Source organism: Actinosynnema pretiosum, from assembly GCF_024171695.1.
GTDB lineage: Bacteria > Actinomycetota > Actinomycetes > Mycobacteriales > Pseudonocardiaceae > Actinosynnema > Actinosynnema pretiosum.
Map to the genome: position 1 here is coordinate 47,548 of NZ_JAMTCF010000003.1, position 25,844 is coordinate 73,391.

Consider the following 25,844-nt stretch of genomic DNA (forward strand, 5'->3'; position numbering starts at 1 on the left):
CGCCTACAAGGCGGCCGGAAACCTCACCCAAGCCAGTCCAACCGACTCAAGGCCATAGCAGCGGGGCTGCGGTCCACAGCGACCACCCGATCAGCGCGGTCCACGTGGCGATCCACACCACGCCGGGGATGTAGGTAGCCGCGGCAAGCCCCTCGGAGTCATCGAGCTCCTGGCCGTCGTGCCCGTTGATGCGGCGCAGCACCAGGAACCAGACGCCCGAGAGCTGGCTGAGCAGCAGCAGCCACGCCTCGGTGTAGGCGACCACGTGTTGAACCCAGGCACTTCCCCAGCACAGGGCGGCACCGGCAAGCAGCCCCACAGCGAGGACGCTGGAGAAAGTGATCAGGTCGCGGGTGACGACCACGATGAGAAGCATCGTCGCGACCGTGAGCGCCAGGACCATCGGCGAGTGTCCTCTGGCCAACAGCGAGGCGGCGCCCAAACCGGCCAGCGGCGGCAGGGCGTACCCGGCTGCGGTGGTGACGATCGCCGAGAAGCGCGTGTAGTACCAGGTGTGCGTGACCCCGGAATGCGGGCTGTGCACCTGGATGAGGTGCACACCTCCGCCGGTCACCACGCCCCCGACTGCGTGGCTGAACTCGTGCGCGATGGTGCCGAACACATTGAACGCGTAGGCGACACGGTGCGCGCTGGAAGTCTGCGGGAGCACGGTCAGGACGCTGATCAGCAAGGCCAGAGCGCCTGTGACTGCCGGGACCCACCAGTGCGGTAAGCCCGTTGGCGCTGTGACCGACCAAGAAGTTTCCTCAGCCACCGTTTCCCCTTTATTGGGCGAGCATTACTACGCGTTCTAGATAGCCATGAGCCGACGGATTCACAACGCAGGAAGCCCTGGCCAACCCTCAGCCAGGGCTTCCCATGAGCACTAAATTAATCACCGTGAATTCGGCGATTGTAGTTCATGTTCCCGTCAAGATCGGGAGTGGCACCCTGCGCGAGTCGCGGTTCGATGCCAAGCCCTGCCAAGAGAGCACAAGCCGCCCGAATGCGCTCCTGAGAGGATTCTTCGTTGCGCTGCGGAGACAACCCCCGTTCGGACAGGAGCTTGACGACATCGTCAAGGAGGACGTACGGGTCATACGCCTGAGAGTCAGGCATCATTCTTCTCCTTGCTAAGCCAACTGTTCCCAGTGATGCGCTCGTAAACCTCGGTGTACCGCTCGCGCGTTGCCTGCACGATTTCTGCCGGGATCTCGGGTCCAGGTGGGGTCTTGTCCCAACCAGTCGTCAAGGACCAGTCGCGGACGAACTGCTTGTCAAACGCGTGCTGCGAACGACCAGGCTCCCACTCATCGGCGGGCCAGAAACGTGACGAGTCCGACGTCAAAACTTCGTCGCCCAGCGTCAGAACGCCGTCCTCATCGATACCGAACTCCAACTTGGTGTCCGCGATGATGATGCCCTTCGAAGCAGCGTGTTCCGCCCCTTGACGGTAGATCTCGATCGTCAGCTCACGAATTCGGTCAGCGGTGTCACGACCAATTTCGTTGACAACCTCGTCAAAGGTCATGAACTCGTCATGGCCGGTGTCGGAAATCTTCGTCGTGGGCGTGAAGATGGGTTCCGGCAGGCGACTTCCCTCTACCAGACCAGGAGGCAACGCCACACCAGAAACAGTGCCATCGTGCTGGTACTCCCGCAGTCCAAGACCAGCGAGGTAGCCACGGGCAATGCACTCCACCTGAATCATCTTCAGCGGCTTGCAGCGAACCGCTCGACCGGCGAACTCCGCCGGCACGTCTTCAGTTGAGATGACGTGATTTGGCACGATCGAACCAAGCTTGTCGAACCACCAGGCCGACAGTTGCGTCAGCAGCGCCCCCTTGTTCGGAACAGGGGTGGGCAAAGAGACGTCGTACACCGAAACCCTGTCAGAGGCGACGAGAAGGATATCCCCGTCAAGCTCATAAAGGTCGCGGACCTTACCGCTGTGGATATGCTTCATTCCGCATCCTCGTGAGTGTATTCGTAAAAAACCCAGTGGTCGGGCAGTGCGATCGACTCGCCATATTCAAGAACAGCACCGGCAGCATCGACATAGCGATTTCGACTAACTAGGACAGCGGACCCCTCGGACACTTGGAGTTCGATCGCATCTTCCTCCGCAGCAACCCCTGCGGCGTGCTGGACGTATGTAGCGACCGCAGCTCGCCCGGTTCGCTCTTCAACGTACTTAGCCGTCCCCTGAACGATCCGCTCTGTCGCGAGCAAAAGTGGTGCAACAGCGGCCAGGCTTCCTTCAAACCAGGAGATCGACGTTGAAATCGGCACATTGTCCGCCGTATAGGTAGTGCGCCGTCGCCGAATGACCGGCACACCTTCGTCGACCCCCAAGGCATTGGCGACCAATTCTGGAGCAGGAGCCAAATCGGCCGCGCGGATCTCGGCGTAGTGACCTGGAGGGTAAATTTTCCCGGTTCGATGAATCGCAATGCTGCGGTCGCGCGCAGAATGGTGGAGAGCACCCTTTGTCTGAACGACCGTGCCCACACCGCTGACAGCCCTTGTGAGCCCCTCGGACTTCAGAGTGGCAAGCGCCTTGGATGCCGTGGCCAGGGCAACGTTCCAGATTCGAGCGATCTCCCGCGCCGAGGGCACGGGATCACCGTCCTTGAGCTGCCCAGCAACGATCTGCTCCCTGAAGTGGCGAGCCACCTGCAAGTACGGAGGCTCGGACCGTTCGATGGTTGGCACTTTGGCACCCCTTCGGCATCGCGCCCGCGTTCTAGCACACCCACTGTAACAAGCGAGGTAACCGCAGTTCAGGGACCTAACCAGGGTGTTCTAGTACACCCTCTTGACGGTGTTCTAGAACGCTTGCTACCTTGCTGACGTCGCACTGATCGCAGGGACGTCAGCCCTTGCGGGAGACGCAGGAAGCCCTGACGGACTCAGCAACACCAGCCGGGGGCGGGTACCGACTACCGGGAGCAAATGATGCAGATGTATCGGGTGAAGGCGGTCGCGGAGATGTTCGACGTCTCGGTGGCCACGATCTACCGCGCCATCGAGGCGGGAACGCTGCGTGCCTTGAAGGTCGGCACCGGCAAGGGCGCGATGCGCATCCCGCACGACGCGGTCGCGGAGTACGTGAAGTCGTGCGAGCAGGCCGCGCTGGCGTCGGTACCGCAGATGCCCGAGGTGGCGTGATGGCATCGGCGTTCAGGGTCGATGAGGGCGGCGACTGGTCTGCCGCGAGTGACGGGGTGTCCCGGTTCGGGGCCTACCTGCGGCAGCCCGGCCGGTTCGAGTACGTGCAGGACCCGGCCAGTTTCGCCACCTGGGCGATGACGGTGGCGCTGCCGCCGGTGATGTCGCCGGGCTACGTGCTCCCCCACCCGCGAGTGCAGGACGTGTCCGCGCTGCGGGGCGACATGGGCGAGCTGGTGTTCGCGGTGTCGCTGGTGTCGGCGCTGCCCGCCGCGCTGGAGCCGCAGGGGCGCCGCTCGCTGGGCTGGGAGCGCAAGCGGTTCGCCGGGCAGGTGTCCTGGTTGGAGCCGGAGCGCTGCGACCGGGTCGTGTTGCTGCCGAGCCTGGTGGTGCGGGTGCCGGTTCCGGTGGAGGCGCTGCCCGAGCCGCGCTACCTGGATGGCGGCGTGCCGGAGGTGGAGGCGGCGAAGCGGGCGGTGCGGGTGGTGGTGGCTGAGCTGGAGCGGGTGGTCGCGCCGGTGCTGGCCGCGTTGGAGCCGGAGCGGGGTGTGGCGTGATGGGCCGCCGGTTCGAGTTGGTCACGGTGGTGTTGCCGTGGTCCGGGCAGGCGGTGTTCTGCCGGGGTGAGTTGGACGGGTTGCCGGTGTTCGGGTGGCGGGGCAGGCCGGGCGCGGTCCCGGCGGGGTTGTGCACCCGGCGGCAGCTGCGCGCCGAGGGGTTGCGGCCCGGTGGGGCGGACCCGGTGGCGCTGCTGGTGTTCGGGCACCGGCGGGCGGCGCGGTCGGTGGAGGTGTGTCCGCTGTGGCGCCGGGAGACCGCGCGTGCGGTGCGGCCGATGACCCCGGCCCGGTGGTTGGCGATCGAGGCGGCGCTGCGTGCCCGTCGGTTCTGCCGCACCCACCTGGGTCACGTGGACCACGTGGTGCGCGGCCCGCTGCGCCAGTGCTCGGACTGCTACGTCGGGCAGGTGGCGTGATGGCCCACCAGCGGAACCTGATCGACCCGAAGACCGGCGCCCGCTTTACCCAGGAGCGTCCCTACGGCCCGGTCCAGCCGGTCACCGGCGCGGACGGCACTCCGCCGCCCTCTCAGCGCTCCCGCTCGTGGGAGCGCCTGGTGGCCAGCGGCTACGGCCTTCAGCCCGACAACTGACCTGAGGAGAACCCGTCATGAGCTGGAAGAACAACGCCCGCCTCACCCACCAGCACGACCAGGCGGAGGGCGCCCGGCAGGCCGCGAAGCAGGCGAAGGCCACCGCGAACGAGAACGACGTGCTCAAGGCCGCCAGCGAGCTCGACCCGAAGGACAAGAGCGAGCGCGCCCAGTACCTGCGCGAGGTGGCCGAGGACATCCAGGACCACCGCACCAACCCCGGTCGCTTCCACTGACCCCGCCCGGACCGGCGGGCACGTCCCGCCAAGAACAGCCCCGCCGGTCCGGCCCATCCCCGAACACGCCCCGCACGGGGCGCAGTCAGGAGAACCCGGCATGTCCACCTTGTCCACCTTGATCACCACCACCGCGCCCCTGGTCGGGGTGTTCGGTGGTGCCCTGCTCACCAGCACGCTCAAGACCCGCTCCGACCAGGCCGGTCGCGTGCACGACTGGCAGGTCACCGTGGTCGAGGTCTACGGCGACCTGATGCGGGTGCTGGGCGACCACTACATGACCATGTGGGACCTGGAGGCCGCGCGGCTGCGCGGCGACGCCCAGGAGATCGCGACCACGCTCGCGGCCACGCTGGTCACCCGCTCCGCCGTGACCAAGCCGCACGCCCAGATGCTCGCGCTGTGCCCGCAGCTCGCCGAGCAGATCGAGGGCGCGGTGCAGGGCACCTACCGCATGGACACCGCGATGTACCCCGGCCGCAGCGCCGAGGAGCTGACCCGCCGCAGGCTCGCCGCCAAGGCCGCCAGGGAGACCCTGAGCGAGGCGATGGTCGACCTCATGCGCCGGATCGGCGCCGGTCTGCCCGACCCCAAGCCCCGCAAGCGCATCGGTCGCAGGCAGGTCGGCGCGGTCGAGAGCTAGTTCCGCCCGGACCGGCGGGCACGTCCCGCCAAGAACAGCCCCGCCGGTCCGGCCCATCCCCGAACGCGCTCGCAGAGGCGCACTGAGGAGAAGCCAAGCATGTCGAGCACGAGCAAGCTCCACAACTCCCCGACTGGTGAAGGCGAACGAGTCTCGGCCGCCCACTGCCGCAGAGCAGCGGAGAGCTACCGCCAGGCCGCACGGGAGGTGCTGACTTTCCCGATTGACCAGGACCTGCGCGTGGCGGTGGCCAACAGCCTTCTGGACGTGGCCGCCGTGGTCGAGCGCGGCCCATCGGTGCCCGCCAGTGCACTCGACCAGTTCGACGAGGACGTCCTTCAGGTCCGCGTGCACCTGCTCAAGGCCGTGGAGGCAACGACCGAGTCTGGTTGGCGCCTGCTCCGCACCGCCCACGTCTTCCTTCGTCTGGCCAGCGAGGCAGTGGCGGGTGGTCGGTGATGACGCTGGGACGGATGTTGACGCTGCCGCTGTGGGTGGCGCTGGACCTGGTTCGGATCGTGGCCATCCCGGTGGTGCCGGTGGCGCTGCTGTGGTGGCTGGCCCCGGCCGGGTGGGCGCTGCTGGGCACCCTGGTCGCGTTGTTCTACCTGTACTGCGTGCGGTGGGCGGCGCGGGCCGCGCACGGCGGGCTGGTGCGGATGGTCGCGGTACGGGCGGTGCACCGCTCGGAGATGCGGGCTTCGGCGCGGGAGCTGCGCCGCGCCCACGCCGAGGTTGACGCCCAGGCCGAGGGTGTTGCCGTCGTGACGGGCGAGGTGCGGGCATGAGCACCTGGCAGGAGAGCCGTCGCGCCGACAAGGCGCTGGCGCGGGAGCAGGACCGGGCGGACCGGGCGCAGGCGTTCGAGCAGCGCCGCCTGGACGCGGCGGCCAGGGCCGAGCAGCAGCGGGCCGATCGGGAGGCCGCCGAGCTGCTCGCCCGGCAGCGGAGCGAGGCCGCCCGCGAGCGGCGTGAGCGCCTGGTCGCCGCGATCACGGGGTGGGTGCGGGCCAACGCGCTGAACCTGATGTTCGTGCCGGTGATCCTGGTCCCGGCGCTGCTGGCCTGGACCGCGATGGCCGCCTACGGGGCGCAGGTGTTCGGTCCGGTAGGTGTGCTGCTGCCGTTGTTCTCCGAGGTGGCGATGTGGGCGTTCGCGTTCGCGGTGCCGCTGGCGCGGCGGGCCGGGCGCCCGACCCGGTGGCTGCACCTGGGCGTGGCGGTGTTCGCGCTGGTGGCCGGGGCGCTGAACTTCGTGCACGGCCTAGACGCCGGGGACCACGCGGGAGTGGCCTCCGGTGTGGTGATGGCGCTGGTGTCGGTGTCCGGGGTGGTGGTGCACCAGCTGATCACCGCCGCCGAGGGCAAGGCCCGGCCCACCCGTGCCCAGCGCGACGCGGCGCGGTTGGAGCGGGCCGCGCGGCAGCGGGTCCACCGGGTGCGGCGGGCGGCGCTGCGGCAGGCGGTGGCCGAGATCGCCGAAGACGGCACCGCGCGCCTGGTGCACCGCCCCGGCATGGTCGCGCTGCGCCGCCGCCTCGGCCGCGCGCGGCTGGTGCCCACCACCGTGGCCGGACTCCCGGTCACCGCCGAGGACACCGTCGCCGAGGTCCTCATGAGCGAGATCAACGAGTACCTCGCGGCACTACCCGCCACCCCGCGCACGCCCGCCGCGCAGGAGCGCGGCGAGCCTGCCGAGCAGCCCCACACCGGCACGGGCGCGCAGGCCGCGCACACCTCGGGAACAGCGCAAACGCCCACCAGTGCCGACGCGGACAAGATCGCGCGCTACACGGCGCGGGCACGTGCGGCCATCGACGGTGGCCGCCTGCCCGCCGCACCCTCGCGCAAGGACGTGCAGCGGTTCCTGCGCTGCCGCACCGAGTACGCCGCCGCCGTGGCGCGCGCCCTCGGCGGCGACCAGGACCCCGGTCAGGAGGTGACCGCGTGAGCACCGCGACGGCGACCAGGCCGATCGAGGAGACGGCCGAGGGCGGGGTGTACATGGGCATCACCGCGCCAGCGCCGGAGGCCGCTCCGGCTCCGGCCGGGCGGGACGAGCGCGGGCCTTCCGGGCCGCAGCCGTTGGTGGTGCCGGGTGTTCCGGCGGCAGTGTCGGCGGTGGAGCTGGCCACGATCGCGGGCAGCACCGCCGCGTGGGCCGGTGGGGTTCCGGGTCTGGTGACCGCCGGTGCGGTCGCGGGTGCCACGGCGGTGGCGGCGGGGGTTCGGCGGGCGCGTGCCCGCCGGGCCTCCCGGTCCGGTGGCATCGGCGGGCGGACTGTGGCCGGGACCGGTGGGGGCCGGTCGCGCGGCGGTCTCCGGTCGGGTGGTGGCGGGCTGGCGAGTCGGGTGCGGTCCGCGTTGGCCGGGCGCCGCGCTGGCGCGGCCGGGCGGGGCACCGGCACCGGCCGTGCCGGTGCGAGTGCCGGGCAGCGGGCGACGCCGGGCGGTCGGGCTGCTGCGGCGTTCGCCCAGCGGGCCGGGCGCGGGGCGGCTGCGACCACCCGCACCGTCCCGCCCGGCGGGCGCGCCTCCACCGGCAGGCCCGCCACCGGCACCGCCGCCGCCAACAGGGCGCGGGGACCGCTGTCGCGGCTGCTGGGCAAGGGCGGTCCCGGTGGTCGCGCCGCTGGAGGGCGTGGCCTGTTCGGGCGGCAGAGCGGGCCCACCAGCGGCGGAGGCCTGGGCAGCCGCCGGAACGGCAGCGGCTCCGGCAACGGCGGCACGAGTCGAGGGGGCAGGCCGAGAGGCGGGAGCACCCCGACCAGCCGGGACGGTAGGTGGTCGAGCAACGGTGCCACGGACAGGCTTCGTGACCAGGCCAGGCAGCGCAAAGCGTTGCGCGACAACGCGAAGCGCGCCTACTGGGCCGCCCAGCGTGCACGACGGGACAACGGGTGGATGGTGCGCGAGGTGATCGCCACCGCGCCCACCGCCAGGGCGGCCCGGTCTGCCACCTATCGCATCGTCTACGGCCGCGCCAAGGTCGCCGGACCCCCCTCGGCTCCAGCCCCGATCCGGGCGCTGCACGCCGGTGGCTGGGCAGCCGGGGCGTGGGCCGCCGCCGCCGGTTACGCGGCCTGGTCACGGCACTGGCAGGCACAGCAACTGCTGGCGCTGGGCGCGACCGTGCCGCACCGCGGCTACGTCGTGGCCAGCCGCATCCGCTCCACCATGCCGGACACCCCGACCGTCCCGTTCGTCGTGCCCGCCCCGCGTCCGTCCGCGCCCCGACTGCCCACCTGGCGCACCACCACCGGCCCGACGCCGGTCAGTCCGACCGGCCCTGTCTCCCCGGTCCGACCGGGACTGTCCACTCCCCACTCCTCTGGAGGTCTCACCGTGTCCCGTTTCAACCTCTCCGACCTGGCGATGGAGCAGGCCGCCCGCGCCGCCCGCTACACCCCCGACTCGATGGCCTTCTTCGGCGGCGACCTCACCCAGTGGCCCGACGCCATCGGCCACCTGGCCATCGCCCTGTCCACCTTCGTCAAGCGCGGCAGCGCCGAGTACCCGGTCCACCCGGTCGTGATGGAGAAGCTCGCCGAGGTCTACCAGGCCCTCGGTACCGCCGCCTCGGCCGCGAACGAGGTCCCGGTGCTGTTCTCCCGCGCCCACTCGATCGACCTGTCCCGCCACCAGGCCCCGCGCCCCGGCGAGCACCTGTGGAACGTGCCCCGCTGACCCTCGTCTGATCGAAAACCGTTACAGCGCAAAGAGAATCGCGAAGGGAACCGACCATGAACGCCAAGACCACGCGCGGCGGGGTGGACTGGAGCGGCAAGCACACCGTCCTGACCGGCACCGCGAACACCGTCGGTGCGGTGCTGGCCACCGGCATGGTCGGTTCCCTCGCCGCGTTGCCTCCGGCCTGGGCCGCCGGGGGTGCGGCCGTGGGCGCCGCAGCGCACACGGTGGCCTCCGCCGGGCGCGGCACCACCAGGCCCGGAGTGCTCGCCCGCGCCGCTGGGTGGGTGGCCGGGGGCGGCTGGATGGTGTGGGCGCTGGAGACCACGCCGTGGTCGGCCGCCTCGGTGTCCTCGCTGGCGGTGCTCGGTGTCGCCGGTGGGGTCACCGCCACGTTGGTGCGCGCCGCCGCGAGCAAGCGGCAGGAGATCGGGCAGCAGGTCATGTTCGCCACCCAGCGCGCCAGGACCGCCGGGGAGTGGGAAGCCCGGATCGACCGGGTGTGCGGCATCAAGGGTGTGCAGGTCATGGGCGTGCAGAAGTGGGAGGAGGGCACCGGTTACACCCTGGACCTGAACCTGCCCGAGGGCGGGCACTCGTGGAAGGACCTGGCCAAGCACCAGGGCGGCCTGGCCGCCGATGCCGACCTGCCCAACGGCTGCACCGTGGAGGCCAGGCCCGGCGTCTCGCGGCGTTCGGCGCTGCTGCGGGTGGCCACGAAGGACGCGTGGGAGGAGGTCATCGACTACCCCGAGGACTGGTCGGTGCTGTCGATCCTGAACCTGATCCCGATCGGTCAGCACCGGGACGCCACGGTGGCCGGGCTGGAGCTGCGCAGCGACACCGTGTTGCTGACCGGGCAGAAGGGAGGTGGCAAGACCAACGAACTCCAAGTGGTCAACGCCGGGCTGGTGCGGTGCGTGGACGTGCTGGTGTGGCACATCGACCTCAACGGCGGTGGCATGTCGCTGCCGTGGATCAGGCCGTGGCTGACCGACACCACCGGCACCGTCGCCGCCCCGGCGGTGGACTGGGTGGCTTCCACCGCCGCCGAGGCCAAGAGGCTGACCGCAGCCGCGCTGCGCATCGCCAAGGGGCGCAAGGTCGAGTACCAGCAGCTGTGCGAGCAGCAGGGCGACGACAAGCTCCCCGTCTCCCCCGAGATCCCGCAGATCATGATCGTGGTGGACGAGTGCGCCGAGATCATGGGCAGCGGCACCAAGCACCCCAAGCTGCGCGACGACCTGGAGGAGATCCAGCGCATCGCCCGCGCCATGGGCGTGAACCTGGTGTTCTGCGGCCTGTCCGCGACCGCCGACGTCATCGGCTCGACCAATGTCCGCAAGCAGGCCCGCGCCCGCATCTCCATGCGCGTGAGCGACCCCGAAGAGCTGAACTACCTGTTCGGCTGGAACTGCAAGGCAGACCCGCAGGACATGCCCTACCCCGGCTGCGGCCTCTACTTGCAGGACACGATCGGCCAGCCCACCGGTTTCAAGGGCTACCGCCTGGTCGGTGCCGCCCTCGCGGCGGGCGCGGTCGCGGTGGCCGGGCTGCGCCCCGGCCTGGACGAGGTCAGCGCCCGGCTGGCCGGGGACGACTACGCCACGCGCTGGGACCGCGCCGAGCACCTGCTCGCAGACACCCCCGCCCCGCAGGAAGACGAGGAGGACCCGGCCGAGGTCGAGCAGCCCGTGACGGCGGGGTTCGACCCCGCCGCGCTGGAGGCGGGCGCGGCCGTGTTCACCACCAAGCCCGCCACCGCCGAGGGGTTCAACCCGCTCGACCCGAGCACCTGGCCGCCGATCGACCTGCCCGGTCTGACCGTCCCTGCGGCGCCCGCGCTGCCCGAGCTGCTGGCGCGGCTGCTGGCGGTGTTCGACGGCACCGACCACGAGCGGCTGCACACCTCGGCCCTGGCCGCGCAGGTCGGCACCACGCCCACCGTGCTGGGCAAGCTGCTGCCGCAGATCGGCGTCAAGGCGCTGCCGGACGCCTTCTACGTCGGCCCGGACCGGCAGCGCGGCTACGCCCTCACCGACCTCCGGGCGGTTGCGGAGCGTATCCGAAACGGTGAGGTCGCCGTGCCGGTCGACGTCGCCGAGTGGACGCCTGCCGACGCTGACTGACCAGCACACCTGGGTGTGCACGGGGGTGTGCAGGGCCTGCACACCTGCACAGCCTGACAGCGCGACCTGCACAGGCCAGGCGTGCAGGCACTGACCAGCTAAAACAGCACTCGCCACGCCCAGGTGTGCACATGTGCAGGTGTGCACGCCCCACCCCCCGCCACCTGGACCAGCGGCCTCTGGAGGGGGTGCCCCCTCCAGAGCTGCACACCTGCACACCCCACCCCGACGAACACCACCAGGCCGTGACCACGGCCCGACCTCGCACGCCCACCAATCACTACACAAAGTAACCAAGGGGACTGCTGTGGACCACCTCATGCACATCGCGCGCACCGGCTCCACCTGGGCGCACACCCTCGGCCTGATCACCAACCCCCTCGCCCTATGCGGCGCTCGCATCGCCGGGGCCGAGCGGCAGGCACCGCTGTGCCAGATCTGTTTCCAGCTCTCGGGCTGGACCCACGACAAGCGCCACTGACCGAGAGGAGCCACCGCCATGACCATGCTCACCGCAGCCCTGCACGCCGCCGAACGCGGCTGGCACGTCTTCCCCCTGCGCCCCGGCACCAAGAAGCCCGCCCTGCACGGCGTTCGCCACTGCCCGCGCACCGCCCCGTGCGTGGACGGGCACCTCGGGTGGGAGCAGCGCGCTACCACCGACCCCGACACCATCCGGCGCTGCTGGGCGGCCGGGGAGTTCAACATCGGCATCGCCACCGGCCCCTCAGGGTTGGTCGTGGTCGACCTGGACACGGCCAAGTCGCCCGCCGATGTGCCCCCGGACGGCTGGAACCGGGAGGGGGTCCGGGACGGGCACGACGTGTTCGACCTGCTCTGCCGCGAGGCCGGGCACCCGGTGCCGTGGGAGACCTTCAGCGTCCGCACCACCAGGGGCGGCACCCACCTCTACTACCGCGCCCCCGCCGGTGCGCAGCTGCGTTCCACGCAGGGCGAGGACGGCAACGGCCTGGGCTGGAAGGTCGACACCCGCGCGCACGGCGGCTACGTCGTGGCGCCCGGCAGCAGCACCCCTACCGGCTCCTACACGATCACCGACGACCTGCCCGTGGCCGACCTGCCCACCTGGTTGCACCAGCGCCTCACCCCCAAGCCCGTGGTGGCCCGCACAGCCGCTCCCCAGACCGGCTCTGAGCAGCACTCCGCCTACGTGGACGCGGCGGTCCGGGGCGAGTGCGACAAGGTCGCAGCAGCCGCATCGGGGCGGCACAGCAGCGTGCTGTTCGCCGCCGCCGTCGCCCTCGGTCAGCTGGTCGGCGGCCAGGCACTCCCCTCGGCTACAGCCGAAGACGCCCTCCACCAGGCCGCAGCGCACATGGTCACCGGCCGGTGCGGCTGCACCGACCGCGAGATCGCCCGCACCATCGCCAACGGCCTGCGCGCCGGTGTCGCCCGTCCGCGCACCCCGACCGCACGGGGTGCGGCGTGAGCGCCCGGCTGCGGCTGCTGGACCTGTGCTGCGGTGCCGGGGGCGCGTCGGCCGGGTACCACGCCGCCGGGTTCGACGTGACCGGTGTGGACATCGAACCCCAGCCGCACTACCCGTTCCCGTTCATCCGGGCCGACGCCCTCACGGTCGACCTGGACGGTTACGACGTCATCGCCGCAAGCCCGCCGTGCCAGCGCTACTCCACCGCCACCCCGGCCGACCGCCGCGAGGGCCACCCCGACCTGGTCGCCCCGGTGCGCGAGAGGCTGCGGCAGGCCGTGGCCGAGGGCACCGCGTGGGCCTACGTGATCGAGAACGTGCCCGGTTCCCCGCTGCTGGACCCCGTGCTGCTGTGCGGGGACAGCCTGCGGCTCGGGGTGCGCAGGCACCGGCTGTTCGAGTCCAACGTGGTGCTGCGCGGCACCGGCTGCCACCACGACCGCGACGCCCCGGCCGTGCCGGTCTACGGCACCCACGGCCAACGCCCGAGACGTAAGCCCCGCGGGCAAGGACGAAACTCCGTCGACGTCGACGTCGACGAGGAACCGTCACAGCACGGTGGTGCCGAGGGCGGGCGCACCGCGATGGGCATCGACTGGATGCCCTGGGACAACCTCACCAGGCCATCCCGCCCGCCTACACGTTCTCGCTCGGCACCCAACTGCTCATCCACCCCAACCGCCCCGCCACGGTGACGGAAGCGACCAGGACTCAAACGTCACCACACCGCGCGGGACCGCTGACGAATGCCACCGGTGGATTGCGTCACTGCCGGTGCGGCACCGCCCTCACCAGGCCTGCCACCGGTCGCTGGCCGCAGCACTGCTCCCCGGCTTGCCGCCAAGCCGCCTACCGCGAACGCCAACACGCCCTGCGGTGAGCAGGCCACACCCTCTCACCGCCCACCACCGCGTGAACGGATCTTCACCATGACCACCCCAGCTCGCCCCCTGCGCGCTGTCCCCGACCCGAGCGCCGACCTTGACGCCGCCGAGGCCCGCGCCCGCGCCGAGGTCGACCGCGCACGTGCCGAGCTGCCCCAGCTCGACCCCGCCGTGTTCGACTGCCACCTCGGCGAGGTGGTCGACCAGCTCTCCGACTCCACAGAGGGCGACCCGGTCGGCATCCTGGCCTCCCTAATCTGCGCCGCCGGGGTCCACCTCGGACAACGCCCGCACATCCGCGCCGGTGACGACCCCCACCCGCTGCTGGTGTGGCCGCTGATCGTCGGCCGCACCGGCGGTGGGCGCAAGGGCGCGTCCTGGTCCACGCCCAAGCGGCTGCTCGCCGCCGCCGACCCCGGCTTCACCGGCTCGAACATCCGCTCCGGCCTCACCAGCGGCGAGGGCCTGGCCGCCGTGTTCGCCGACCAGGACGCCGACGACCAGGCCACCGGCAAGCCCCGCAAGAACACCGGTACCGCACTGCTGCCGCCCGGCGACCTGCGGCTGATGGTGTTCGAGCCCGAGTGGGCCGGGGTCATGTCACGGATGAAGCGCGAGGGCAATGCCCTCTCGGCCACCCTGCGCCAAGCGTGGGAGGGCGGGGACCTGTCCACCCTCAACGTCACCGCACGCATCGCCCCCAGCTCCCACGTCGGGCTGCTGGCCCACATCACCCCCGACGAGTTCCGCGCCAAGGTCTCCAGCTCCGACCTCGCCGGGGGCACCTACAACCGGTTCCTGCCCATCGCCGTGGCCCGCTCGAAGTTCCTGCCGCTGGCGGGCGGGGCGGCGCCCGAACTCGTCAGCGCCCTGGGCCGCGCTCTGGCCGCGCGGCTCAAGCAGGGCTCCCAGGTCGGTGCGCTGGGCTTCACCGACAAGGGCGCGCTGCTGTGGCGCAGCCTCTACGTGGAGTTCGGCATCGACCACGGCGAGGGCGGCCCCGTGGAGCAGTTCCTGTCCCGCACCGCGCCCAACTGCCTGCGCATCGCCGGTGTGCACGCCGCCCTGGACGGCACCGACCTCATCGACGTCCACCACCTCACCGCAGCCGCCGCCCTGGTCCGCTACTCCGTCGCCTCGGCCCGCTCGATCTTCAGCGCCGACCCGACGCTGACCAGGCTCACGGCCTGGATCGGCGAGGCGGGAACCACCGGCCGCACCCGCGAGGAGATCCGCGCCCAGTTTTTCAAGGGCAACAAGTCCGCCGCCGAGATCACCACGGTGCTGGGCCAGCTCATCGACTCCGGCCAGCTCGCCCGCAGCACCAGGCCCCCGGCGGGCGGGCGCGGCGGCAGGCCCACCGAGGTCTACGCCACCACCGGCCCGCCACGTGGTTGACGTGGTTACTCGGTAACTCGCTGACCGGCACAAATACGCCGCGAGCACACCGGGTTTCCACGTAGCCACGTGGTTTGACCTCCACGAAACCGCAGGTCAGACCCAAACCACGTTTCCACGTAAACCACGTCCGAAGGGCACAGCCATGCCTGAACCAGCCCGATCCCTGCTCACCGTTGAAGCCGCAGCCGCGCAGCTGAGCGTCAGCCGCACCACGATGTACGCCCTGCTGAAGTCCGGCGACGTCGCCTCGGTGCTCATCGGCAAGCTGCGCCGAGTCCCCGCCACCGCCCTTGCCGCCTACGTCGGCCGCCTTCAGCAGGAACAGGGGTAACCATGGCCAGAAAGAAGCGAGCAGAAGGCACCCGAGCGCCCAACGGCGCGAGCACCGTCTACCTCGGAAGCGACGGCAAGTGGCATGGCCGCGTGACAATGGGCGTCAAGGACAACGGCGACCCAGACCGGCGGCACGTCAAGCGCAAGTCCGAAACCGACGCCCACGCCGGTGTCCGAGCACTGGAGGCAGAGCGCGCTAGCGGTCTGGTCAGCAAGCCGGGTCGCGCATGGACGGTTGAGCAATGGCTGATCCACTGGGTGGAGAAGATCGCCGCCCCATCGGTGCGGTTCAAGACGCTGGAGGGCTACCGCACTGCGGTCTATAAGCACCTGATTCCCGGTATTGGCAGGCACCGGCTGAATCGGCTCACGCCCGAGCACTTGGAAAGCCTCTACGCCCGGCTGAAAGCTCAAGGCCATGCGCCCGGCAATGTCCACCAGATCCACCGGACACTCAAAACCGCCTTGAACGAGGCAGTGAACCGGGACCGGCTGGTGAAGAACCCGGCCAAGATCGCCAAAGCGCCACGGCTTGAAGAGCAGGAGATCGAGCCCTTCTCCCCCGACGAGGCGCGGTTGCTGCTCAAAGCCACCAACCAACGCCGAAACGGCCTCCGATTCACCCTCGCCCTGGCGCTCGGGCTGCGGAAGGGCGAGTGCCTGGGGCTCAAGTGGCAGCGGGTCAACATCCGGTGCAAGCACGGGTGCGCGCCGCACTGCGGGCAGGCCAACCCGGCTGACTGCCCGGCCGTGCTCTGGGCCGGAACCCTGCGCACGCCGAGGCAGCTCCAGCGGCGCCCTTGGGAGCACGGATGCAAGAACCCGGCCGCGTGCGGTCCGCACAAGACCGATCCGTGTCCGGCGAGCTGCAAGCGGCACAAGTCGTGCCCGCCGCCCTGCCCGCCGGGCTGCGTCAGGCACGCCGCGCAGTGCCCTCAGCGCCACGGTGGCGGGCTGCACTGGGTGGAGGTGAAGTCGGACGCGGGGCGCCGCTCGGTGCCCATCCCTGCGCCGCTGGTGCGCGCCCTGGTCGCCCACCGGGCTACGCAGGCCGCCGAGCGGGAGTTGGCAGGTGACCTGTGGCAGGAAAACGGCGCGGTTTTCACCCAACCGGATGGCCGCCCGCTCGACCCCAGGTCGGACCACGACGAGTGGAAGTCGCTGCTCAAGGAGGCCGGGGTGCGGGACGCCCGGCTGCACGACTCGCGGCACACCGCAGCGACCACGCTCATGGTCCTGGGCATCGACCACCGCGTGATCATGGACATCATGGGGTGGTCCTCCCAGTCGATGCTCAAGCGCTACATCCACGTCTCCGACGATCTGCGCGAGGACGTGGCGAGCAAGCTCGAAGGGCTCCTCTGGGGGAACAACTGAGCCCTTAACTGAGCCCCTAGACCTGGGAAGACGCGAACGGGCTGCCCCAAGACGACCTTGGGGCAGCCCGTTTTCGCTGCTCAACCACTGCGGAAGCGGAGGGATTTGAACCCCCGGACCCGTGAAGGTCTCCCGCTTTCAAGGCGGGTGCATTAGGCCGCTCTGCCACGCTTCCCTGCGCGACGAGGTTACCCGTCCAACCCCCGCAGGTGCGTGATGACCCGGTTGAAGACCTTCGCCAGCACCTCCTGCTCCTCCGGGTCCAGCAGGTCCACCATGTGCTCGCGCACGCCCCGCACGTGCGTCGGGGCCGAGTTCTCCAGGACCCGCGCGCCCTCGTCGGTCAGCTCGGCGAACACCCCGCGCCCGTCCTCGGGGCACTCCCTGCGCCTGACCAGGCCTTCCTTCTCCATCCGCGCGACCTGGTGGGACACCCGGCTCTTGGACGACGCCACGTCCTCCGCCAGCTGGGACATCCGCATCCGGCCGCTCGGCTGCTCGGAGAGCCGCACCATGACCTCGTAGTCCGCGAGCGACAGGTCGTGGTCGGTCTGGAGCTCGCGGTGCAGGCGGTCCGAGAGCATCGCCGCCCCGACCACGTAGTTGCGCCACGCGCGCATCTCGGCCTCGTCCAACCACCGCGGTTCAGCTCCCACACCGCACAGGCTAAGGCCGCGCGCGGGCGCGCCTGGGACATCTCCGTTAACGGACGATCCTCCGGGACGTCTGGTGCCCTTCACCCCGGCCGGGCAGACTGCCACGCCGAACGCGCTCCTCCCCTACCCGGAGCGCGCCTCCTCCTAGGAGTCCCCAACATGACCTGGTTCAGACGGAGCGCCGCGCTGGCCGCGACCGCCGTTGCCGGCGCCGCGGTCCTGCTCGCGCAGTCCCCGGCCACGCCCGCGCAGGCGGGCGACCGCGCGTCGGGCAAGACGGTGGACGTGCGGCTGATCGGCATCAACGACCTGCACGGCAACATCGAGCCGCCCACGGGCTCCTCCGGGCGGGTGACGCTGGCCGACGGGACGACGGTCAACGCCGGTGGCGCGGCGTTCAACGCCACGCACATCAAGAAGCTCCAGTCCGAGGTGCGCAACTCGGTGATCGTCGGGCAGGGCGACCTGATCGGCGCCTCGCCCGTGGTGTCGGCGCTGTTCCACGACGAGCCGACCGTGGAGATCCTGAACAAGGTCGGGATGCACGCGACGGCGGCGGGCAACCACGAGTTCGACGAGGGCTACCGCGAGCTGCTGCGGATGCAGCACGGCGGCTGCCACCCGGTGGACGGCTGCCAGTTCAGCCCGTCCTACACCGGCGCCAAGTTCAAGATCCTGGGCGCGAACGTGACCCTGGCCAAGTCGGGCCTTCCGGCGCTGCCGCCGTTCTGGGTCGAGTTCCGCGACGGCGTGCCGATCGGCTTCATCGGGATGCCGCTGAAGGACGTGCCGATCCTGGTCGACCCGAACGGCATCAAGGACCTGAAGTTCGGGGACGAGATCGCCGCCGCGAACAAGTACGCGGAGCTGCTGAACTGGTTGGGCGTCAAGTCCATCGTGCTGCTGGTGCACCAGGGCGACAACACCACCGGCGGCGGCCCCGACGACTGCAACACGGTCGCGGGCGGGCCCGGTCGGCTGATCGCGGAGAAGGTCAGCCCGAAGATCGACGCGGTCTTCTCCGGCCACAGCCACCAGCAGTACAACTGCACGGTCACCGACCCGGCGGGCAACCCGCGCCCGTTCATCGAGGGCCTGGCGTTCGGCCGCGAGCTGTCCGTGGTCGACCTGAAGATCGACAAGCGGACCCGCGACGTCGTGCGCTCGGCCACCAGGGCGCGCAACCACGTCGTCACCCAGGACGTCACCGCCGACCCGAAGATCCAGGCCGTGATCGACCAGGCCAAGACCAAGGCGGGCCCGATCGCGAACAAGCAGATCGGCACCGTCGCGTCGGACATCCCGCGCGCGCAGAACCCGGCGGGCGAGTCGCCGCTGGGCAACCTGATCGCGGACTCGCAGCTGGCCGCCACCACCGGCAACGGCGCGGTCGCCGCGCTGATGAACCCCGGCGGCGTGCGCGCCGACCTGACCTACGCGGGCTCGCCCGCCGGTGAGGGCGACGGGGTGGTGACCTACGGCGAGGCGTTCACCGTGCAGCCGTTCGGCAACATCCTGCAGACCGTCACGCTGACCGGCGCGCAGCTCAAGGCGGCGCTGGAGCAGCAGTGGCAGACCGTGAACGGCGCGCAGCGGCAGATCGTGCTCCAGCCGTCGGCGGGCCTGACCTACTCCTGGTCGGCGTCCGCGCCGCAGGGCGCCAAGGTCTCGAACCTGGCGATCAACGGCGCGGCGGTCGACCCGGCCACCGGCTACCGGATCACGATCAACAGCTTCCTGCAGGGCGGCGGCGACGGCTTCAGCGCCTTCACCTCGGGCACCTCGGTGACCGGTGGCGGCATCGACCTGGACGCCTTCACCGGGTACCTGGCCGCGCACCCCAACGTGTCCGCCCCAGCACTGGACCGCATCACCACCACCCCGTAGTCGGGTGGGGCGGTGGGCGGGCCACGCACGGCCCGCTCACCGTCCGCGACCACTGTCCACCACGGACGGTGTGTCCTCGTTTCACCAGTTCAGGCGGGTTGCGATCACGGGTCGAGCAGGCGCATCCTCGAAACCAGGAACGGCGGCCGGAACCACTCCGGCTCGCACTCCGGAAGGGTTAGGTGGTGCGGTGCTGACAAGTCCTCTCAGTGACGTCCCGCAGTCCCGCGGAGGGATCGGGCGCAGTCCACGCGCTTGACGCTGTTGACCCGGTGCTCTCCGGCGCCGTCTCGAACGACGCCGCCCGAGGTCCACGCCAACCTCGCGCCGGACGCGAACGTCACTCCCGTAGTGGAAGCAACCAGGAGGTGGGCCCGGAAGCTCGGGCCCACCTCCTGGCGCGTCCGGGGCTAAAGTTGATCGCAGCCCGTGGCGGACGCGACTTGCTGGAGGAACCTCGTGCAGTTCAACGAGGACGCGGAACTGGACACCTCGCAGGTCAACGACCAGCGCGGCGTCGGTGGCCGGGTCGCTCTCGGTGGCGGTGGGCTCGGGATCGTCGGCGTGATCATCTACCTGGTGCTGAACCAGATCGGCGGCGGCGTTCCGCTGCCCCAGGGGTCCGGGTTCGGCGACGTGGGGCAGGACCAGCAGGTCGGGTCGCAGTCCCTGGCGCAGAAGTGCCGCACGGGGGCCGACGCGAACCGCGAGGACGACTGCCGCGCGGTGGCGTTCATCAACTCGATCCAGGCGTTCTGGAACGACCAGTTCTCCCGGTCGGGCCGGTCCTACAAGGCCGCGCAGACCAACTTCTTCTCCGGCGGCGTGCGCACGAACGGCTGCGGCAGCGCCAGCTCCGCGTCCGGCCCGTTCTACTGCCCGGCCGACTCGCAGGTGTACATCGACCTGACGTTCTTCCGGGAGCTGAAGACGAAGTTCGGCGCCACGGGCGGCCCGTTCGTGGAGGCCTACGTGCTGGCCCACGAGTACGGGCACCACGTGCAGAACCTGCTGGGCACGTCCAGCCGGGTCGGCAGGGAGACCGGGCCGAAGTCGGGCTCGGTGCGGCTGGAGCTCCAGGCGGACTGCTACGCGGGCGCCTGGGCGAACCACGCGACCACGACCCCGACGGCGTCCGGCAAGCCGCTGATCACCGGCGTGACGGACCAGGACATCGCCGCCGCCCTCGACGCCGCCGCGCGCATCGGCGACGACTTCATCCAGAAGGAGCTGGGCGGCGGCAGGGTGGACACCACGCAGTTCTCGCACGGGTCCTCCGAGCAGCGGCAGAAGTGGTACACCGCCGGGTACCGGAGCGGGAACCCGGCGCAGTGCGGGACGTTCGACACCGACGACCTCGGCTGACGCGGGCGCCCGCGAGAGCGGGCGCCGACGTCCGCGCGGAGCGGAGGACGACGAAGGGGGCGCACCGCCTGCTGGGCGGTGCGCCCCCTTCTCCCGTTCCAGCGCCTCCCGTTCCTAGGCCACGTCGGCGTGGCTCGGGTGGACCGCCGCCGCGCGGGCCTGGGCGGGCGCGCGGAGGGTCGACCGGGTGGTGCGGGGCGGGACGCCGTTCACGTCCTCGGTGCTGATCGCGTAGCTCGCGGTCACCCAGGCGAGCGCGTCGGCGTTGCGGTCCAGCGCCGTGCGGTCGACGTTGGCCAGGGTGTCGCCGGGGCCGTGGTAGTTCGGGTCGTACGCGGCGTTCGCCTCGCCGCCCCACTTCGCGGCCTGGTCGTCGGTCTTCGTCCCCTCGGCCCCGGTGAACAGGCCGCCCGCCGGGATGCCCAGGGCGATGAACTCGCCGTAGTCCGAGCGGCCGTCGAAGTCGGTGCCCTCGACCTCGACGCCCTTGGCGACCGCGAGGTAGTCGGTGAACGCCTGCTCGATCTGGGCGGAGCCGTGCGGGCCGGGGCCCGCGCCGACGCCGTCCGAGTCGTCGCCGTCGTAGGCGAAGTACGCGGCGTTCGGCGAGCCGATCATGTCGAAGTTCAGGTACAGCGCGATGTCCAGCTGCTGCTCGAAGTCCAGCGCCCGCACGTACTCGGTGGACCCGACCAGCCCCAGCTCCTCGGCGCCCCACCAGGCGAACCGCACCGCGTTGGTCACCTTGGGCGAGCCGCCGAGCTTCAGCGCGGTCTCCAGCAGCCCGGCCGAGCCGGTGCCGTTGTCGTTGATGCCCGGCCCCTCCTCGACGCTGTCCAGGTGCGCGCCCGCCATCACGACGTTGTCGGTGCGGCCGGTCCTGGTCTGGGCGATGACGTTGCGCGCCACCCGGTTCTCCTCGTGGAACCGCAGGTCCACGGTCACCTGCTGCCCGGCCCGGCCGAACAGCGCGGAGCCGTCCGCCTTGCTCACCCCACCCGTGGGCACGACGCCGGGCGAGCCGAGGGTGACGCCGGACAGCGGGCCGTCCGCGTTGTTCGCGATCAGCACGGCGACCGCGCCCGCCGCGGCGGCGTTGCGGTGCTTCACGTCGAACGTGCAGGCGCCCCTGCGGATCAGCGCGATCGCGCCGGTGAAGTCCTGCCCGGCGAAGTCCTCGGCCTCGCAGCCGGGCGTGGCGTCCTCGGGGACGGCCCGCAGCGGGCCGGTGAGGCCGCCGACCGGGGTCTGCGGCGACTCCTCCAGCGCCAGCGCCTCGTACTCGTCGCCGCCGACCACCGCGGTGGCCGCGTCGTAGATCTGGACCGGGTAGGTGAACTGCGGCGTGGTCACCTCGTACCCGGCCCCGCGCAGCTTGCCGACCACGTAGTCGACGCTGGCGTCGTAGCCGGGGGTGCCGACGGCGCGGTTGCCGTCGTTGCGGTCGGCGATGCGCTGGAGGGCGATCAGGTGCCGGTTGACGCCGTCGACCGCGACCTCCTTCACGAGCCTCTTCGCCAGTGCGGGGCCGTCCGGACCGGCCGGGGCGGCGGTCGCGGTCGGAGCGGCTACCAGCGCGAGGGAAGCCGACGCGGCGATGGCCACCGCGCGCCGGGCTCCGTTCTTTGCTGACATGGGGTCGTCCCCTTCACTCGGATTGCGGCACCCTCCTAAACCCGGCGGTGCGCCCGCAATCCTTCGGCCGGGGGTTTCTTCACGCGGTGAGCAGTTCTGCGCACGCCGCGTGTCCCTCGACGGTGGGATTCCAGGTCGGGCGGGTGAACTGCTCGCGGGTCACCAGCAACCGGATCTCGGTGACCGCCTCGCCCCGGCGCACGGCGACCTTGGTGCCGTCCGGCCGGTAGCCGAGCTTGCGGCTGACCGCGAGCGACGCGGCGTTGTCCTCCCACGCGGCCGAGCGCGCCTGGACCGCGCCCAGGTGGTCGAAGGCGTAGGCGAGGACGGCGGCGCGCATCTCGGTGCCCAGGCCCGCGCCCTGGTGCCGCAGGCCGATCCACGAGCCGGTCGTGACCTCGCGGGTGGCGGCGAAGTCCTTGGCCTCCACGCTCTGCGTGCCGATCACCCGGCCGTCCAGGCGCACCAGGAAGTTCACCGACCAGTCGTCCGGGGTGAGCGCGGCGCGCATCCGCCAGAAGTGCTGGAGGGTGTTGGTGGTCAGCCGGTCGGCGGGTGCGTCGGTCCACGGGAAGGCGAACGGCATGTACTCCGGCGGGTGGACGCCCCGCTGCGCCTCGGCGGCGAGTTCGAGCAGGCCCGCGTCGTCGTCCGGGCGCAGTTCGAGCCTGGGCGTGGTGATGACGAGGTCGTGGAAGGGCCAGGGGTTCATGCCTGGATGGTGCCCGGTCGAAGATCGGATTACCGTTGATTTCCATGCGCGCGATCACCCTGAGCGAGTTCGGCGGGCCCGAGGTGCTCCAGTGGTCGGAGGTGCGGGACCCCGCACCCGGCCCCGGCGAGGTGCTGCTGGACGTGGCGGCCACCGCCGTCAACCGGGCGGACCTGCTCCAGCGCGAGGGCCGCTACCCGCCGCCGCCCGGCGCGTCCGAGGTGCTGGGGCTGGAGTGCTCGGGCGTGGTGGCCGCGCTGGGACCGGGGGTCGAGGGCTGGTCGGTGGGCGACGAGGTGTGCGCGCTGCTGGCGGGCGGCGGGTACGCGGAGCGGGTCGTCGTGCCCGCCGCGCAGCTGCTGCCGGTGCCGGGGGGCGTGGACCTGGTGACGGCGGCGGCGCTGCCCGAGGTGGCGTGCACGGTGTGGTCGAACGTGGTGGAGCTGGCCGGGTTGCGGGCCGGGGAGACGCTGCTGGTGCACGGCGGCGCGGGCGGGATCGGCACGCACGCGATCCAGGTCGGGAAGGCGCTGGGGGCGCGGGTCGCGGTGACCGCCGGGTCGGCGGAGCGGCTGGCGCGGTGCGCGGAGCTGGGCGCAGACGTGCTGGTGGACTACCGGGAGCAGGACTTCGTCGAGGTGGTCGGCGCGGCGGACGTGGTGCTGGACAACATGGGCGCGGCGTACCTGGGGCGGAACGTGGACGTGCTCGCGCCGGACGGCAGGCTCGTGGTGATCGGGATGCAGGGCGGGGTGAAGGGCGAGCTGAACCTGGGGAAGATGCTGGCCAAGCGCGCGACGCTGGTGGCGACCGGGCTGCGGGGCAGGCCGGTGGAGGGGCGGACCGGCAAGGGCGCGGTCGTGGCGGCGGTGCGCGAGGGGCTGTGGCCGCTGGTCGCGGACGGGCGGGTGCGGCCGGTGGTGCACGAGGTGCTGCCGCTGGAGCGGGCGGCCGACGCGCACCGGGCGCTGGAGGGCGGCGGCGCGGTGTTCGGGAAGCTGGTGCTGGCGACCGGTTGAGCGGTCGGGGCGGGGGCGCGGACGCGCCCCCTCCCCGTGGACCGGTGCGGTGGTCCGGGCGGGCGCGGCGGCTCAGGGCAGCGCGGTGGACGACGCCAGCGAGCCGCCGGTCGGCCGGAAGCGCAGCGCGTACTCCCGCGACCACCGCTCCAGCACGGCCCGCTCCCCCGGCCGGTTCGCGTCGTCGACCAGCACGGCCGCGCCCGGCGCGAGCACGTCCCGGAACACCGGCAGCGCCGGGTAGCGCGAGTCGCCCAGCAGCGGGCCGTCGACCATGAGCAGGTCGACCAGGCCGTGGCTGTCCACGAACGCCGACACCTCGTCGCGCACCGCCGACGGCGCGTACCACCGCCCGCCGGGACCGGCCGCCGGGTGCGCCGCGAGCGGGGCGTGCACGACGCGCGCCACGTGCCCCAGCCCCTCCCCGCGCAGCTGGCTGGCGACGAAGGCTGCCGTGCGCTCGTCGTGCTCCACCGACAGCAGGTGCCCGAAGCCGCGCTTGGCCAGCAGCCTCGCCAGCACCACCGACGAGGACCCGCAGCCGCACTCGACCAGCACCGTCCTGGAGCCCAGGAGCACCTCGTCGAGCAGCGCGACGAGCCCCGACGGGCTCAGCTCGTGCGCTGTCGACGGCAGGTACTCCGACATCAGGGGCGCCAGGCGGTGCAGCGCGGACAGGTCGGCCAGTTCTCTCGCCAGCGCTTCGTCCAAGCCCGTTCCCACTCCCAGTCCACGCCGCGCGGGAAGTCCCAGTCCGGCGAGGGTGCGCCGGTGCGACAAGTCTGCCCGGTGGACGCCCCCCGGCCCAGCTCGGCGGCTAGCCCAGCTCGGCGACCGCCCGCACGAGCTCGTCCACCTCGGCCGCGTTGGTGTAGTGCGCGAGCCCGACCCGGACCGCCCCGCCGACCTCGCCGACGCCGAGCACGGAGAACACCCCGTGCTGGCCGGGGTCGGCGAACGCGCAGACCCCGCGCTCGGAGAGGTGCTCGACGGCCTCGGCGGACTTGACCCCGGCGACCGTGAAGGCCAGCGCGGGCACCCGGCGCATCGCGTCGCCGATGACCGTGACGTGCCGCAGCGAGCGCAGCTCGTGGATCAGGTTCGCGAGCAGGCCCGCCTGGTAGGCCTTCACCGAGCCCAGCGAGGTGAGCAGCTTCTCCCGCCGGGGGCCGATGGCCGCGTCGTCGAGCCCGGCCAGGTACTCCACCGACGCGACGAGCCCGGCGAGCAGCGGGTAGGCGTGCGGCCCGAGCTCGAGGCGCTCCGGCCCGCGCGCGCCCGCCTCGACGGCGACGGAGGGCAGCAGGTCGAGCAGGGACGGGTCGCGGAAGACCAGGGCGCCGACCGGCGGGCCGCCCCAGGTGTTGGCGGACACGGCGACCACGTCGGCGCGCATGGAGGTGATGTCCAGCGGCACGAACGGCGCGGCGGCGGAGGCGTCGACCACCACGAGCGCGCCGTGCTCGCGCGCGACCGCCCCGATCCTGGGCAGGTCGGGCCGGGTGCCGACCGCGCCGGAGGCCGCGGTGACCGCGACCAGCTTGCACTTGTCGGTGATCAGCTCGTCGTACTGCCACGCGGGCAGCTCGCAGGTCTCTATGTCGACCTCGGCCCACCGCACGACGCTGCCGGTGCGCTGGGCCGCGCGCTGCCACGGCGCGATGTTGCCGGGGTGGTCGAGCCGGGAGACCACGACCTCGTCGCCGAGGAACCAGCCCTCGGACAGGGCGTCGGACAGGCGCTGGAGCAGCACGGCGGAGCTGGGGCCGAGGACGATGCCCGCCGGGTCGGCCCCGACCAGGTCGGCCACGGCGCGGCGGGCCGCGTCGACGATGGCCTCGGCGCGCTGCGAGGCGGGGAAGATGCCGCCCGGCCCGGAGACCGGTGCGCGCAGCGCCGTGGAGACGGCCGTGGCCACCTGCTCGGGCACCTGCATCCCGGCGGGCGCGTCCAGGTGGACCCAGCCGTCGCCGAGCGCGGGGAAGAGGCCGCGGACCCGTGCGACGTCGAACGCCATGCCGCACACCGTACGTAGCGGGGGGCGGGTGGCGACAGGAGGGGCGGCCGGATCGGCGCGGGATGTCGCGGGGCCGGTTCGGCACCG

28 protein-coding genes and 1 tRNA gene are annotated in these 25,844 nt (G+C 71.7%); 20 read left to right on the forward strand and 9 right to left on the reverse strand.

All coding sequences use genetic code 11. The features are described 5' to 3' along the window. Positions 1–46: 46 nt before the first annotated feature. The 3 genes from LV78_RS06550 to LV78_RS06560 all read right to left on the reverse strand — a co-directional run bounded on the left by LV78_RS06550 (position 47) and on the right by LV78_RS06560 (position 2,715). On the reverse strand, positions 47–691 hold the full coding sequence (locus LV78_RS06550; RefSeq protein WP_253843830.1) for a M50 family metallopeptidase: 645 nt from the start codon (positions 689–691) through the stop codon (positions 47–49). Between the two features lie 420 nt (positions 692–1,111). Then, positions 1,112–1,966 carry a phosphoribosylaminoimidazolesuccinocarboxamide synthase gene (locus LV78_RS06555; RefSeq protein ID WP_253843831.1) on the reverse strand — a complete coding sequence of 285 codons (855 nt, stop codon included), beginning with the start codon at positions 1,964–1,966 and terminating at the stop codon, positions 1,112–1,114. Next, on the reverse strand, positions 1,963–2,715 hold the full coding sequence (locus tag LV78_RS06560; protein WP_253843832.1) for a GntR family transcriptional regulator: 753 nt from the start codon (positions 2,713–2,715) through the stop codon (positions 1,963–1,965). Before LV78_RS06560 ends, LV78_RS06555 begins: the two co-directional genes overlap by 4 nt. 240 nt (positions 2,716–2,955) lie before the next feature. Here LV78_RS06560 and LV78_RS06565 point away from each other — a divergent pair, with 240 nt between their 5' ends. The 17 genes from LV78_RS06565 (at position 2,956) to LV78_RS06645 (ending at position 16,466) form a co-directional block, all read left to right on the forward strand. Continuing rightward, positions 2,956–3,171 (forward strand): helix-turn-helix domain-containing protein, encoded by a 216-nt coding sequence (locus LV78_RS06565; protein WP_253843833.1) that lies wholly within the window; start codon positions 2,956–2,958, stop codon positions 3,169–3,171. Next, complete coding sequence (locus tag LV78_RS06570) at positions 3,171–3,728, forward strand: hypothetical protein (RefSeq protein ID WP_253843834.1); 558 nt, start codon at positions 3,171–3,173, stop codon at positions 3,726–3,728. Before LV78_RS06565 ends, LV78_RS06570 begins: the two co-directional genes overlap by 1 nt. After that, positions 3,728–4,147: an RRQRL motif-containing zinc-binding protein gene (locus LV78_RS06575; protein ID WP_253843835.1), complete on the forward strand. Its 420-nt coding sequence runs from the start codon at positions 3,728–3,730 to the stop codon at positions 4,145–4,147. The genes LV78_RS06570 and LV78_RS06575 overlap by 1 nt, the downstream gene beginning before the upstream one ends. After that, complete coding sequence (locus LV78_RS06580; RefSeq protein ID WP_253843836.1) at positions 4,147–4,323, forward strand: hypothetical protein; 177 nt, start codon at positions 4,147–4,149, stop codon at positions 4,321–4,323. The genes LV78_RS06575 and LV78_RS06580 overlap by 1 nt, the downstream gene beginning before the upstream one ends. Before the next feature lie 17 nt (positions 4,324–4,340). After that, positions 4,341–4,559: a hypothetical protein gene (locus LV78_RS06585; RefSeq protein ID WP_253843837.1), complete on the forward strand. Its 219-nt coding sequence runs from the start codon at positions 4,341–4,343 to the stop codon at positions 4,557–4,559. Positions 4,560–4,659: 100 nt separating this feature from the next. Beyond that, positions 4,660–5,202 carry a plasmid transfer protein KilB gene (gene kilB, locus LV78_RS06590; RefSeq protein ID WP_253843838.1) on the forward strand — a complete coding sequence of 181 codons (543 nt, stop codon included), beginning with the start codon at positions 4,660–4,662 and terminating at the stop codon, positions 5,200–5,202. Positions 5,203–5,301: 99 nt separating this feature from the next. Then, a complete protein-coding gene (locus LV78_RS06595) occupies positions 5,302–5,661 on the forward strand; it encodes a hypothetical protein (protein ID WP_253843839.1) in 360 nt (119 codons plus the stop codon). Then, on the forward strand, positions 5,661–5,990 hold the full coding sequence (locus LV78_RS06600) for a hypothetical protein (protein ID WP_253843840.1): 330 nt from the start codon (positions 5,661–5,663) through the stop codon (positions 5,988–5,990). Before LV78_RS06595 ends, LV78_RS06600 begins: the two co-directional genes overlap by 1 nt. After that, positions 5,987–7,153 (forward strand): hypothetical protein, encoded by a 1,167-nt coding sequence (locus LV78_RS06605; protein ID WP_253843841.1) that lies wholly within the window; start codon positions 5,987–5,989, stop codon positions 7,151–7,153. Before LV78_RS06600 ends, LV78_RS06605 begins: the two co-directional genes overlap by 4 nt. After that, entirely contained in the window at positions 7,150–8,889 is a 1,740-nt protein-coding gene (locus tag LV78_RS06610) for a hypothetical protein (RefSeq protein WP_253843842.1), read from the forward strand. Before LV78_RS06605 ends, LV78_RS06610 begins: the two co-directional genes overlap by 4 nt. Before the next feature lie 56 nt (positions 8,890–8,945). Then, positions 8,946–11,021 (forward strand): hypothetical protein, encoded by a 2,076-nt coding sequence (locus LV78_RS06615; RefSeq protein WP_253843843.1) that lies wholly within the window; start codon positions 8,946–8,948, stop codon positions 11,019–11,021. 307 nt (positions 11,022–11,328) lie between these two features. Next, entirely contained in the window at positions 11,329–11,502 is a 174-nt protein-coding gene (locus tag LV78_RS06620) for a hypothetical protein (protein WP_253843844.1), read from the forward strand. A gap of 18 nt (positions 11,503–11,520) precedes the next feature. After that, entirely contained in the window at positions 11,521–12,471 is a 951-nt protein-coding gene (locus LV78_RS06625) for a bifunctional DNA primase/polymerase (protein ID WP_253843845.1), read from the forward strand. Further along, on the forward strand, positions 12,468–13,166 hold the full coding sequence (locus tag LV78_RS06630; protein WP_253843846.1) for a DNA cytosine methyltransferase: 699 nt from the start codon (positions 12,468–12,470) through the stop codon (positions 13,164–13,166). Before LV78_RS06625 ends, LV78_RS06630 begins: the two co-directional genes overlap by 4 nt. A 234-nt stretch (positions 13,167–13,400) precedes the next feature. Continuing rightward, the gene (locus tag LV78_RS06635; protein ID WP_253843847.1) at positions 13,401–14,753 is read left to right on the forward strand and encodes a DUF3987 domain-containing protein; all 1,353 of its coding nucleotides are present in this window, start codon (positions 13,401–13,403) and stop codon (positions 14,751–14,753) included. A 145-nt stretch (positions 14,754–14,898) separates the two neighbouring features. After that, entirely contained in the window at positions 14,899–15,087 is a 189-nt protein-coding gene (locus tag LV78_RS06640) for a helix-turn-helix domain-containing protein (protein WP_253843848.1), read from the forward strand. A 2-nt stretch (positions 15,088–15,089) separates the two neighbouring features. After that, a complete protein-coding gene (locus LV78_RS06645) occupies positions 15,090–16,466 on the forward strand; it encodes a tyrosine-type recombinase/integrase (RefSeq protein ID WP_253843849.1) in 1,377 nt (458 codons plus the stop codon). 90 nt (positions 16,467–16,556) lie between these two features. Here LV78_RS06645 and LV78_RS06650 read toward each other — a convergent pair. After that, positions 16,557–16,641, reverse strand: a tRNA-Ser gene (locus tag LV78_RS06650). A 13-nt stretch (positions 16,642–16,654) separates the two neighbouring features. After that, on the reverse strand, positions 16,655–17,086 hold the full coding sequence (locus LV78_RS06655) for a MarR family winged helix-turn-helix transcriptional regulator (RefSeq protein ID WP_253844303.1): 432 nt from the start codon (positions 17,084–17,086) through the stop codon (positions 16,655–16,657). Positions 17,087–17,281: 195 nt separating this feature from the next. Here LV78_RS06655 and LV78_RS06660 point away from each other — a divergent pair, with 195 nt between their 5' ends. Further along, positions 17,282–19,009 (forward strand): bifunctional metallophosphatase/5'-nucleotidase, encoded by a 1,728-nt coding sequence (locus LV78_RS06660; protein WP_253843850.1) that lies wholly within the window; start codon positions 17,282–17,284, stop codon positions 19,007–19,009. Between the two features lie 459 nt (positions 19,010–19,468). Then, the gene (ypfJ, locus tag LV78_RS06665; RefSeq protein WP_253843851.1) at positions 19,469–20,374 is read left to right on the forward strand and encodes a KPN_02809 family neutral zinc metallopeptidase; all 906 of its coding nucleotides are present in this window, start codon (positions 19,469–19,471) and stop codon (positions 20,372–20,374) included. Between the two features lie 114 nt (positions 20,375–20,488). On the opposite strand, the gene LV78_RS06670 is transcribed toward ypfJ, so the two are convergent. Both LV78_RS06670 and LV78_RS06675 read right to left on the reverse strand, forming a co-directional pair. After that, positions 20,489–22,009, reverse strand: a complete 1,521-nt coding sequence (locus LV78_RS06670; protein WP_253843852.1) for a M28 family metallopeptidase — start codon at positions 22,007–22,009, stop codon at positions 20,489–20,491. 79 nt (positions 22,010–22,088) lie between these two features. Next, on the reverse strand, positions 22,089–22,721 hold the full coding sequence (locus LV78_RS06675) for a GNAT family N-acetyltransferase (RefSeq protein ID WP_253843853.1): 633 nt from the start codon (positions 22,719–22,721) through the stop codon (positions 22,089–22,091). 44 nt (positions 22,722–22,765) lie between these two features. On the opposite strand from LV78_RS06675, the gene LV78_RS06680 reads away from it, so the two are divergent. Beyond that, positions 22,766–23,740, forward strand: coding sequence for an NAD(P)H-quinone oxidoreductase (locus LV78_RS06680; protein ID WP_253843854.1), 975 nt, complete (start codon positions 22,766–22,768; stop codon positions 23,738–23,740). Between the two features lie 72 nt (positions 23,741–23,812). Here LV78_RS06680 and LV78_RS06685 read toward each other — a convergent pair whose 3' ends face one another. Together LV78_RS06685 and LV78_RS06690 are read right to left on the reverse strand one after the other, a co-directional pair. After that, positions 23,813–24,451 (reverse strand): class I SAM-dependent methyltransferase, encoded by a 639-nt coding sequence (locus LV78_RS06685; protein WP_253843855.1) that lies wholly within the window; start codon positions 24,449–24,451, stop codon positions 23,813–23,815. 106 nt (positions 24,452–24,557) lie between these two features. Further along, complete coding sequence (locus LV78_RS06690) at positions 24,558–25,757, reverse strand: cysteine desulfurase-like protein (RefSeq protein ID WP_253843856.1); 1,200 nt, start codon at positions 25,755–25,757, stop codon at positions 24,558–24,560. Between the last annotated feature and the right edge of the window lie 87 nt (positions 25,758–25,844).